At 32.4% G+C, this 12,280-nt stretch carries 11 protein-coding genes; 9 read left to right on the plus strand and 2 right to left on the minus strand.

All coding sequences use genetic code 11. From position 1 onward, the window contains the following. Nucleotide 1 precedes the first annotated feature (1 nt). Nucleotides 2–904, minus strand: coding sequence for a ParB/RepB/Spo0J family partition protein (locus QEJ31_RS07475; protein ID WP_280593157.1), 903 nt, complete (start codon nt 902–904; stop codon nt 2–4). Nucleotides 905–1,098: 194 nt separating this feature from the next. Further along, complete coding sequence (locus QEJ31_RS07480; RefSeq protein ID WP_280593158.1) at nt 1,099–1,845, minus strand: transporter substrate-binding domain-containing protein; 747 nt, start codon at nt 1,843–1,845, stop codon at nt 1,099–1,101. Nucleotides 1,846–2,160: 315 nt separating this feature from the next. On the opposite strand from QEJ31_RS07480, the gene QEJ31_RS07485 reads away from it, so the two are divergent. From QEJ31_RS07485 to QEJ31_RS07525, 9 genes are all read left to right on the plus strand, one after another. Continuing rightward, complete coding sequence (locus QEJ31_RS07485; RefSeq protein ID WP_280593159.1) at nt 2,161–2,988, plus strand: hypothetical protein; 828 nt, start codon at nt 2,161–2,163, stop codon at nt 2,986–2,988. 200 nt (nt 2,989–3,188) lie between these two features. After that, the gene (locus QEJ31_RS07490) at nt 3,189–4,196 is read left to right on the plus strand and encodes an ATP synthase F0 subunit B (protein WP_280593160.1); all 1,008 of its coding nucleotides are present in this window, start codon (nt 3,189–3,191) and stop codon (nt 4,194–4,196) included. 42 nt (nt 4,197–4,238) lie between these two features. Then, nucleotides 4,239–4,799: an ATP synthase F1 subunit delta gene (gene atpH, locus QEJ31_RS07495; protein ID WP_280593161.1), complete on the plus strand. Its 561-nt coding sequence runs from the start codon at nt 4,239–4,241 to the stop codon at nt 4,797–4,799. Nucleotides 4,800–4,810: 11 nt separating this feature from the next. Then, nucleotides 4,811–6,337 carry a F0F1 ATP synthase subunit alpha gene (atpA, locus tag QEJ31_RS07500; RefSeq protein ID WP_280593162.1) on the plus strand — a complete coding sequence of 509 codons (1,527 nt, stop codon included), beginning with the start codon at nt 4,811–4,813 and terminating at the stop codon, nt 6,335–6,337. Further along, on the plus strand, nt 6,321–7,259 hold the full coding sequence (locus QEJ31_RS07505; RefSeq protein ID WP_280593163.1) for a FoF1 ATP synthase subunit gamma: 939 nt from the start codon (nt 6,321–6,323) through the stop codon (nt 7,257–7,259). The genes atpA and QEJ31_RS07505 overlap by 17 nt, the downstream gene beginning before the upstream one ends. A gap of 22 nt (nt 7,260–7,281) precedes the next feature. Continuing rightward, nucleotides 7,282–8,697, plus strand: coding sequence for a F0F1 ATP synthase subunit beta (atpD, locus tag QEJ31_RS07510; RefSeq protein WP_280593164.1), 1,416 nt, complete (start codon nt 7,282–7,284; stop codon nt 8,695–8,697). A 25-nt stretch (nt 8,698–8,722) separates the two neighbouring features. Next, nucleotides 8,723–9,169 (plus strand): ATP synthase F1 subunit epsilon, encoded by a 447-nt coding sequence (gene atpC, locus QEJ31_RS07515; protein WP_280593165.1) that lies wholly within the window; start codon nt 8,723–8,725, stop codon nt 9,167–9,169. Between the two features lie 160 nt (nt 9,170–9,329). Continuing rightward, entirely contained in the window at nt 9,330–10,796 is a 1,467-nt protein-coding gene (locus QEJ31_RS07520) for a glycosyltransferase (protein WP_280593166.1), read from the plus strand. A 16-nt stretch (nt 10,797–10,812) separates the two neighbouring features. Next, complete coding sequence (locus QEJ31_RS07525; protein WP_280593167.1) at nt 10,813–11,763, plus strand: hypothetical protein; 951 nt, start codon at nt 10,813–10,815, stop codon at nt 11,761–11,763. Nucleotides 11,764–12,280: the final 517 nt, after the last annotated feature.

The raw sequence follows: 12,280 nt of genomic DNA on the forward strand, positions 1-12,280 counted from the left end.
ATTAACTATTTTTGGGTGGGGGTATTATATTCCCAAGAATAAGCTCAGAAATTCTTTCTAAATCATCTAGAGTATAATAACTGATTTCAATTTTTCCTTTATTCGTATCTCCTGTAATTTTAACTTTTGTACCTAAATGACCCTTATATTGATCGCAGATATATCGAAGATCAGGAGAAATTGAATCTGTAAGAGTTTTGTGTGTTTTATCTAATTTTAAAGATTTTATTAATTCTTCAGCCTGTCGAACAGAAAGCTTCTTTTTAACTATAATTGAGTGGGCTTTCAGTTGGAGTTTTTGATTTTCAATTGCGCATAAGGCGCGTGCATGCCCAGGTGAAATGATTTTTAAATTTAAATCATCTAAAATTTTATCTGGTAAAGACAATAATCTAATTGTGTTTGAAATTGTCGCTCTATTTTTCCCTATTCTAGAAGCTAATGTTTCTTGTGTATAATTATGTTCTTCTAAAAGCTTTTTATAAGTTTGAGCTTCTTCGACAGCTGATAATGCTTCTCTTTGAATATTTTCTATCAGTGCTAGTTCTAGGGATGAATGGTCATTTAAATCTCTAACTAAACAGGGAATTTTTTCTAACCCTGCAATTTGAGCGGCTTTCCACCGTCTTTCTCCCGCAATAATTTTAATTTTTTCATTTTCATCTAAATAAACTATTACTGGCTGTAATATTCCGTAAGTTCTTATGCTTTGCGCTAATTCATCTAAACTTTCAGGATCAAAAAAAGTTCTTGGCTGCTCCTCAAGAGGCTCTATGTTTTTAATTGGTATATATTCAATCACCTGATTTTGATAATAATTTTTAGATGCTTCATGAAATTTATGATTGAAAGTGACATGTTTGTTTTTGTCTTGTTTCAATAAATCATTATTATTTAGAGGCATTTCATTCTCCTTCTGTGAATAGAGACCATAAATCTGAAAACTTTTTTTTCAAGAGAAAATGAGTTTTTTCTTTTTAATCAAATAAATTCATAGTATTGAACAAAAATGTTTCACGTGAAACATTTTTGAATAACTTTCAATTGTGTCTATTTTAAGTCTTAGTGAATAGGTTTAACAAGATTTGAAAAATGTCACTATTGTGGTTTGGCTTGATTGATTTCATTCATTTCGAGTTGTTTTTGCAAAATGTTTAATTCACCTGATTGTTCCATAGTGCTAAGAATTTTTTGCAATTCAGTAGCTTGTGATTGAAATTTATTAGAAAGAAAATGGTATAAAGGCGTTCTAAACTTTTCTGGAGAATATGAATATTTAATTTTTGATTCAGTTCCCATTCGTTTCATTGTTATTATTGCATTAATGCGAGAAGTAATAAATAAGTCAATTCTATCAAGTAATAGCATTTGAATAAGCTGTTCGATAGAATTTACGGATTCAAGATTTTTCACTTTACTTAAGTAATCTTCGAATCCTGGTAATCCTTTTATGATACCCACTCTATAATCTTTAAATGTATCTTTGCTGATATCTTTTAGTTTTAAATCTTTAGTAGAAAAAACAGTAGGTAAAATAAAATAAATAGGTGGCGTTATTTTTATTAGATTTGGATGCTCTTCAGCAAATTTAGTATATCTGCAAACTTCTCCATCAAGGTTACCTTTAAATGTTTCAAAAATTGATCTCCAACCAGGAAGAATATTTATATGATATGTAATTTTACCCTTTTCATATGCAGTACTGAGAATAGATGCACAGATTTTCTGGTGGGGTACATTAACAATTTGACCTAATTCAATAACTTTTTTTTCAATCCCAGAAGCATTTAATTTAGAACAAAAAGCAAAAGTTAAAATCATAATTAGTTTTAATATTAAATTCATATTTCCCTTTATCTCTTCTAAATACTACATTCACTTTTAATTTATCACTTATGAGGGTAAATATATATAATTACTATTAAAAGTAGCCAAATGTTTCACGTGAAACATTTTTACTTGGAAAGATCTCAATCTGAGTTTTAAAACAATGGAATGATAAAACTATTAAAAATTTCCTTTATCAGATTATAAAGAACTATTTTAAAGTAAATGAATTTATAAAAAAATTTTCACTTTCATAGTTCTGTCAAGAATGCTTTTTTAAAGATTCAAAAAAATTTTAAATAATTGCTTGTTGAATTTTGAAAGGATATTTTCATGCAAAAGTCAAAAGTTAAATTAATTAAAGAATTGGTCAATAAACGGCTAGAAGAAGATGTAAATCATATTCTTAATATTGTAAAAAGTGGTTTTGATGTTCATGTTAAAGTTGAGTCAAAAGAAATTCATGAAATCATTCTTGCAAGTTTAGAAACGGAACAAAAAAATCAATTTCTATGTTTTAATATAGTAACAGATCCTCTCCAATTAGATGAAAAATATGAAACTCTCATTAGTAAAAAATCAACTATAATTCCAACAGTATTGATTCATCCAGATACAATTAAATATGGTTTAGGTTTTATTCTCTATAAAGTTTCTTCTCCTGAACTTCTTATTTCGTCACCAGCAAATGCTATAGAAAAAATACTTGAACACTTTTCTCTTGATATTTACATAGATGTTTTTGATAGCGAAATTTTTAGAAAGCTTAAATTAGTAGCAAAATATTTAGGATTAAATTGTTTTATTGATGCTGTAGTTCAAACAGCCTATTTAGGTGGCTTTAAAGGTTCTTACTCAAGTGCATCAGAATATCTAGATCACATACTAATTAACTATGATGAATTATGTAGCAATATCGATATTTCGCTTGAAAAATGTGCAGAAAATTTATTTTCTTACACACTAATGCAGGGGCAAGATGCTCACGGTTTTATAAAAGCCGCATTGAGTTTTTATACAGTAAGAAAAAAAGGCTTTACTATGACGAAAGCAAGCCAGTTGCTTCAAATTTCGAGAACAACTTTGCAAGAACATCTTAAGTTGGCAGAAAAACTTGGGGTATCTAATTTTTTTGAGGGATATAGACAAAAAACACTTTAATTGAAAAATATTATTGCAAATTATGTGAGCGAGGGCTTGCAGAAACTCAAAGTTCACAGTAATAACAAGGCCAGATACAGGAACGAGCGGGTGCTGCTTGGGTTGCCGAACCTAAACAACACCGTTTTTGTTTTAGATATTTTTTATTTTCTTTTGATAATTCAGCCTAAAATGGCTGAACATGCCTTGAGGTGGAGTAAATGGCAGGCTCTCTAGATATTTATCCGTTTCATGATACAGAAGGTGCCTTAAGATTTGGTATTCAAGTAGGTATTTTCTTAGTAGGAGTGTATATAGCGCAAAAGCTTATAATTCAGCCTGCTGTAAAACTTCATAATGAGCGTAGACGGAGAACGGTAGGAGCGACTGAAGCTTCTCGATTAGAAAATGATCGGGCAAGAAAGTTAGAAATGCAGTACCTAGAAGAACTTAAAAAAGGTGCTGAAGAAGCTAAGCGCTTAAAAGCAGAACAAATTTTTGCTGCTCAAAAAATTGCTACTGAACTAATTACTGAAAATCAAACGAAAGCTGAGACTTACTTGGATGATGTTAAAGCTAAGTTGGAAGCTGAAAAAAACAAAGCTAAAAATGATCTTCCAAATCAAGTTAAAGAATTGGTGTCAACTATTTACAAAAAAATTGGGGTTGCATGTTTAAGTTTTATGCTTGGTTATCAATTATTAAACTCTAATGATGCATTTGCAACCGAGGGAAGCTCTGGAGGAGGCGCTTTCTGGTATGGTGTATTTTGGCCTTATTTTCAATTTGCTGTCTTTTTGGCTGCAATTATATTTTTTGCAAAAAAGCCAATATCAAACATGTTGGATAAAAACCGTACAGAATTACGCGCAAAACTTTCTGAAGCAAAAGAAGCTAGTTTATTAGCTGAAAGAAAAGTGAAAGAATATGAAGCTCAAATTGCTTCACTAGAAGAAGAAATTGCTAAATTAAAAGAGCAAAGTCTTTTTGATGCTAAAATTGAACGTGAAAAGATATTGAACGATGCGGCTAAACTATCTGAATCAATTTTGAAGGATGCTCAAAGAGCTGCAAATGAAATGATTACAAGGACAAAGGAAGAAATTAAACACGAGTTGTTTAATTTAGCTTTACATGAAGTTGAAAAATCATTAACTGCTGAGCAATTACATTCTTTAGATGCAAAGCTAAAGTCGGAAACAATTGAAGGCATTAGGTCTCTCAATTAATTCATTCTTTTTTAATTTCTACTTATGTGGAGTTTGTAATTTATGAATAAATTTTCAGGTCCTCTTGCCAGAAGGTATGGGACAGCTCTTTTTGAATGCGCATTAGATGCAGTTAAAAAGGGTATTTCTTTTAGCGAATTTGTAGACATAACAAGAATTTTGGCGTCATTTTTTACCCGAAAAATGACTGGTTTTTTTGTTAATCCAACTCTTTCTTTGGAAGAAAAATTAATTTTATTAGATACAGTATTAGAAAAAATTCTTGGCGGAAGAAATGTTCCTTTAGAATTAAAGGAATTTCTTAAGTTGATGTTAGAAAATCATAGATTTTCTGAAATTCAACCTGTTCTTAAAAACTTTCTTTTACGAGCTGATGAACACCTAGGTGTAGCAAGAGCCACAATTTCTTCTGCATCAAAGTTAAGTGAAAGTGGAGAAACTGAGTTTTCTTCTGTTTTAGAATCTGTTTTAAATAAAAAAATTATTCTTGAATCTAAGGTTGATGAATCCTTACGTTCGGGTTTTGTTATTAAAGTTGGAAATACAAATGTAGATGCAAGTCTGCGTTCTCGTCTTTTGAATCTTAAAGAGTCTTTGAGTTAGGAGTTATATTCATGGAGCATATCCGGGTTGATGAAATAAGCCAGTTATTAAAACAAAAAATTCAAGCTTTTGGACAAAAGGCGGAAGTATCTGAAACTGGTACGGTTGTATCAATTGCAGATGGAATGGCACGCATTTATGGTCTAGAAAAAGCTTTAATTAGTGAACTTATTCAATTTGAAAATGGTGTTAAAGGAATCGTCCTTAACTTAGAAGAGGACAATGTTGGTGTTGCGGTATTTTCTGGTTCTGAAACCATTCGTGAAGGAATGCAGGTTCGTAGAACTGGAAAAGTAAATAGTATACCAGTGGGATCACAACTTTTAGGAAGAGTTGTGAATGCTTTAGGTGAACCAATTGATGGATTAGGTGATCTTAATACAGAAGAACATTCTCCAGTTGAAATAAAAGCACCTGGTATTATGGCGCGTAAAAGTGTGCATGAACCTCTTCAAACTGGGATTAAGTCAATCGACTCTATGATTCCAATTGGACGTGGGCAACGCGAATTAATTATTGGAGACCGTCAAACAGGTAAAACTGCAATTGCAATTGATACTATTATCAACCAAAAAGGTAGTGGTGTGAAATGTATTTATGTTGCAATCGGTCAAAAGTACTCAACTATTGCTCAAGTTGTGGAAAAACTCCGCAGAGCTGGAGCGTTAGAATATACAACCATAGTTGTTGCAGGAGCATCTGAAGCGGCAACATTGCAATTTATGGCTCCATATACAGGTTGTACTATTGGTGAATATTTTAGAGATCGTGGTGAACATGCGGTCATTTTTTATGATGACTTGACTAAGCATGCACAAGCATATCGTGAATTATCTCTTTTATTAAGAAGACCACCAGGTCGCGAAGCATATCCTGGAGACGTTTTTTATTTGCATAGTCGTTTATTGGAAAGAGCTTGTAAATTAAGTGATGATCTTGGTGCTGGAAGTTTAACAGCATTCCCAATTATTGAAACACAAGCGAATGATATTTCCGCATACATTCCAACAAACGTTATTTCTATTACTGATGGACAAATATTTCTTGAAGCAGATCTATTCAATGCAGGTATGCGTCCAGCCGTAAATGCGGGACTTTCTGTGTCTCGTGTTGGTGGCGCTGCTCAAACTGGTTCTATGAAACAAGTGGCTGGGAACTTACGTCTTGAATTAGCGCAATATAGAGAACTCGCTGCCTTTGCTCAGTTTGGTTCTGATCTAGACGCCGCAACACGTAAACAGATTAATCGTGGACAACGTTTAACTGAACTTTTGAAACAGGCTCAGTACTCTCCATTAGCAATGGAAAAGCAAGTACTCACAATCTTCGCAGCTATTAATGGTTATTTAGATAATATAGAAGTTCGTTATGTTGGTACTTTTGAGCGCCAAATGCTGAACTATTTTGAAGCTACACATAAAAATATTTTAGATGAAATTGCTACTGGTAAGAAAATGAGTAGTGAATTGCAAACTGAAATTAAAAAAGCTCTTGATGATTTTGCAAAGAGGTTTGAACCAAATGCCAGCAAGTCTTAAGGATCTTCGCAGTAAAATAAAAAGTGTTAAGGGTACTCAACAAATTACTAAAGCTATGAAGTTGGTATCAGCCGCTAAATTTGGGAGAGCACAACATAATGTTGTAAACTCTAGACCCTATGCACATTCCTTGGCACAATTGACATCTAAATTAGCAGGTGTGGTTAGTGGTGGCTGTACTCATCCATTAATGAATGAGTCTGCTTCAAAAACAGCTGCTGTATTAGTTATTTCTTCAGAAAGAGGTTTATGCGGTGGCTATAATGCAAATGTAACTAAACAAGCTATTAAAACAATTTCTGAATTAGAAGCTGAAGGATATAAGGTTGTTACAACTTGTATTGGTAAAAAAGCGTTTCAAGCACTAAATAGAAGAAGGAAATTAATTCTAAAAATCAAAGAAGATGCTCTTTTTGCATCTGAAAATGATTATTGTGTAAATCCAGATGTTTTGATTGATAATAACGGATTAGTTTCAATCTCAGCGCATTTCGATAAACCTACAAATGCAAATGCAACTCGTTTATCTGATGCATTTGGCAAGCTTTATTCAGACGGTAAAATTGGAAAATTTGTGGTTGTTTATAATAAATTCCAATCTGCTATGTCGCAAACTCCCACCGCTGATGTTGTTTTGCCTCTTCATATTGGCGTTTCATCTATGCAAGCTGAACCTATATTTGAGCCAGAAGTGGATGAACTTCTTTCATTTGTTATACCTCGGTATATGGCATCAAGAATGTTCCAAACTTTACTTGAAGCTATAGCAAGTGAACATGGAGCTCGAATGACTGCAATGGATAACGCTACTCGGAATGCTAAGGAAATGGAACGCAGGTTACAAATTACTTATCAAAGAGCGCGTCAAGCAGCAATTACTAAAGAACTTATTGAAATTATAAGCGGTGCTGAGGCATTGTAATTTTAAAAATTTTGGAGTTTATATGTCTGGATCAGGAAAAATTATTCAAGTTATGGGACCGGTTGTTGATGTTCAATTTGAACATGGTAACCTACCAGAAATTTATCATGCTTTAAGAACAACAAACACATCTATAAACAGTGATAAAGAAAATCTTGTTTTAGAAGTTGCTCAACATTTAGGCGAAAATACAGTTAGAGCAATTGCAATGGATTCTACTGAAGGGTTAAGTCGTGGCGTTGCAGTTCGCAATACAGGCAAACAAATTTCAGTTCCTGTTGGCAATAATGTTTTAGGACGTATTTTAAACGTTATTGGAGATCCAATTGATGGAAAAGGAGCTGTTGAGTATTCAAAAGAATATCAAATTCATCGCAAAGCTCCTGATTTTACTCGTCAAAGTACAAAATTAGAAATGCTAGAAACAGGTATTAAAGTTGTTGACTTGTTAGCTCCTTACCAAAAAGGTGGAAAAATTGGCCTATTTGGTGGTGCTGGAGTTGGCAAAACTGTGTTAATTATGGAATTAATAAATAACATTGCTAAACAACATGGTGGCTACTCAGTATTTGCTGGTGTCGGTGAAAGAACGCGGGAAGGTAATGACCTTTATCATGAAATGAAGGACTCAGGAGTTCTTGATAAAGTGGCTCTGGTTTATGGCCAAATGAACGAACCACCGGGAGCTCGTGCTAGAGTTGCTCTTTCAGGATTATCAGTTGCTGAATATTTTAGAGATGAACAAAATCAAGACGTATTGTTTTTCGTAGATAATATATTCCGTTTTACTCAAGCTGGAGCTGAAATATCTGCTCTTTTAGGTCGTATACCTTCTGCCGTGGGTTATCAACCTAACCTAGCTACTGAAATGGGTGAATTACAGGAAAGAATTACTTCTACAAACACTGGTTCTATTACATCTGTACAAGCTATTTATGTACCTGCAGATGACTATACTGACCCTGCGCCTGCAACTACATTTGCTCACTTAGATGCGACAACAAATCTAGATCGTTCCTTAACTGAAAAAGGAATTTATCCAGCGGTACATCCTTTAAATTCTACTAGTAGAATTTTGGATCCACAAATCGTTGGAGATGAACACTATAATACAGCTCGTAAAGTTCAACAAATTTTACAAAGATATAAAGAATTACAAGATATTATTGCAATTTTAGGTATGGATGAACTATCTGAGGAAGATAAGTTAGTTGTTGCAAGAGCTCGTCGTATAGAACGCTTTTTATCACAACCGTTCCATGTTGCAGAAGTATTTACTGGAAATCCTGGACGTTATGTAAAAGTTGGAGATACAGTTCGCAGCTTTAAAGAAGTTTGTGAAGGCAAATGGGATCATCTTCCTGAATCTGCATTTTATATGGTTGGTAGTATTGAAGAAGCGGTTGAAAAGGCAAGAAAGATGGGTGTCACCGTTTAATTAAAAGACTGGGGATTGTGTATTTATGGTTGAAGCAAAAGGCAATATGCGAGTTGTTATCTTAACTCCTTATAAACGTCTCCTTGATCTTTCTGGTGTGACCGAGATCTATTTTCCAATCGATCATGGAACTATAGGTGTATTGCCTGGACATGCACCAATGGTTTCAGCTGTTGGCACAGGTGTTGTCGTTTATACGCAGAATGAAGTAGCAGGCTTTTATAAAGTTTCTGGGGGAGTTGCTGAAATATCAGGCTCTTCTGTTACTTTATTAGTTGATGTAGGTGAGGATGCATCTACAATAGATCTTTCTAGAGCAAAGAGTGCTTTAGAAAGAGCACAAAATCGTCTTGCAGCTAAGGCATCGGATTTAATAGATATGAAAAGAGCTGAAGCTGCACGTGCTCGCGCTTTAGCGAGAATTGAAGCTGTTGAACTTCATGCTGGGAAGTCCTCAACACAAACAAAATAATAGTAATTTGATTTGTTGACTCTCTTTTCAAGTTATTTTTTTGATTGTGTTTGAAGATTCAGGTATAATTTTCAATTCAAAATTATGCTACCATTATAAGGAAGGGTTTATTTGAGCTCTTCCTTTTTTATTCTTTGATTAATTTTACGGTGAACATACGATGACGAATTTGTCGACTTTGCAAAACGAAGCTAATTTAAAAGAAAATTCTGATATTGTATGGCTTGCTATTGATTCTAGATCTGCTCAATCGGGAATTGTCTCTGGGATATCAAGATTTGTCATTGGATTAACTAGAGCTTTAGCAATTGAGTTAAATAAAAGAAATTTACTTCTCCAAAAAAATAAAAAAAGATTAAAAATTCTTATAGTTTCAAAGTCTGAACCTTCTCAATGGATTATCGATTTAATTCATAGTTATCCTGATACCGTCTCGTTTTGGAGCGGCGGTCCTGGAGCTTTACAAAAATCTTATGATAAACCAATTTGGTTATGGCCAACTTTTGCTTTAAAAAGAATACAAAAATTAACATCAAATCATGTTATTTGGTTAGCTCCTGCTAATTTTGATAGGCCGCTTTTCATATCAAGAAACAATATGTCATCCAGAGTTATTCAAGTAGTTCATGATAGTATTCCATTTATGCCAGTGAAAGGTGTGGGATTCATATTCAAAAGACAATTTCGATTTTTAGTTAAAAGAGCTTTATCTCGTCTCCCTTATGTTTCTACCGTATCAAATCATTCAGCAAAAATTCTTCAAAGTTTAGTTAAAAAAAGAACATCACCTTTATATGTCATAGGCGATGCTGTGGATTTGCATTTTGGTAGTCAAGCAAAAATCACAGACACAGATCAATTAACAATATTAAGAAAAAAATTTTTTGAAGATGTTTCTCTTGAAAAGGATTCAGAAAAATTTAATTCATTTGTCGAAAAAATAATTCAAGGTCAATGGATACTTGGTGTTGGAAGAAATCAAAAATATAAATGCTGGGATGTTGCTTTACAGGCAGTATCAAAAGTTGCATCTGAAAATAATGCTTTAAATATTTGGTTTATTAGAATCGGTTCTGATCCTAAAGAAATTTCAAGTTTTTTAAAAAGATGCCCTATGAAAGAAATAGGTCGAATTAAATTTTTTGAAAATCTACGAACAATCGTTTTGCCTACTCTATCTGATTTTGAACTTGCTGATATTTATAGATTTTCTAATTTGTTGGTACATCCTTCTGTAGCTGAGGGTTTTGGTTTGCCCCCTTTAGAGTCAGCTTTAAGTGGAACTCCAGTTATTTATAGAACATCAACAGCGGTCGATCAGCACTTTGATTCAGGAGTTCTACCAACAAACTTTTGGTGTGGATTAGATAATGGATACTCAGCTATTTGGGCAAAACAAATAGAAAAAATATTACAAGATAAAAAAGATTCTGTATTTTATAAAGATCTTTACAAGGCAAAATCTACTCGACAATTTATTGTTGAAAAGGCTAATGGTAAAAGTTTTGAATGGAATGAATCAGCAGTATCACTTTTGGATTGGTTGTTAAGTGATATGGGAATGGTAAGTAAAATTAATAAAAAGACCATTAGTATAGCTTCAAATATTGAAACAAAAACAATTTAAATAGGATTGCTCAATCATGAAGATTGGTGTTTTATTTTGGGGATTTAATGATCTTGATTTTATTTCAAAATGTTCGAAAACTATTAAAGAAAAACATGATATAAAAGAATTTTATATACAAATCTCTCACTCTGAGAAAACGATTTCTTTAATTGATCTTTTTCCTGAAGAAATTATTAGATCTGAATCTGATGATCTTAGTATTCTATATAAATGGCTGGCTAAGAATCATAAAAAAAATATAATCGTTACAGTTAATATCTGGGGTTTATTAAGTAAAAAAAATTTTCAAGAAAAATTAACACAATTAAAAGAAATATTAAACGAACCTTTTCAATTTATATTGTCATGTCCTAGAAATATTCATGAGCCTATTTTTTTTGAAGATAATAAAAAGTTGACTGGTTTAATTGAAAAAAATTCTGATTTTTTTCGCAATACAGCAGACTTCTTTAATTTAACATTAAATTGTTCTAGTCCTATTATGATTTTAATGCATTCTCCACATATTAGTTTTTTAAATAGTATTTGTAGTGATGATATTTTTGCAATTAAAAAAGTAGGTTTCTTTAACGTTTTACCTTCAATTTTATATGATTTTTCGTCTATATTTGTTTCAACTAATAATTTAACTAATTGTATTGAAAATAAAATAGAATATATTTCTAAATTAATTCAGAATGCTAAAAACAAAAAAGACTTAGACTTGCTTTTTAATAATGAGATTGTTGCCGACTTTGGAAATCCTAATGATAAAAATGATTTAAATAAGAAAAAAATAAAAGGATTCTTAGTTAGTTCGTCTTTAGAGCATGTGTTTCATTTTAAAAATAAAGAAGAATCAAGGTTTTTATCTTGGTTGTTATTTTTAGGTATTTATGAAAAATACTATTATCAAGAAAGTAAACAAAACAATTCTATTGAAGAAAATTCTTCTTTAGAATTGTTTTCAAGTAGCTTTATGTGAATCTTCTTTTCTTCTCATGAATGCAGGTGTTTCAAAATCAGTATCATCAATTTCTATATCCGATAATTCTTTTGCAAGTTTTAGCGCTGTTTCAGCCGCATCTTCAGAATTCTGATCATCATGATTCTTTACAGCAGACGATGCTCCCATGACTTTTTGATCTTTTGATACATGTTGTTGGTTAGCCATATCAAAAGTCCACTTCGTAAGCTCTTCTAAGTCACTAGGAGAATTATCTGTTCTTGACGTTTGTTGATTAGACCATGCTGGCGGTTGTGTAGCGTGATTTTCATGAGATTTTGCTTGTACAGCTTGACTGTTATGATGTGAATTTAAATTAGAATTACGATGCTCAATATTGTTTACTGGTGAACGAAATATATTTGAATTTAAATTTGAATGAGTTGAATTATTTACTTCGTTATTCGCAGTATTACTCAATCTTGAAGCTTGTGAAGAAGTATTTAAGTTTTGATTATATGGATTTTGTTGAGACATATCTCTTCCATATTGATTG

Origin of the sequence: Pigmentibacter sp. JX0631, assembly GCF_029873255.1 — a bacterium.
Lineage (GTDB): Bacteria > Bdellovibrionota_B > Oligoflexia > Silvanigrellales > Silvanigrellaceae > Silvanigrella.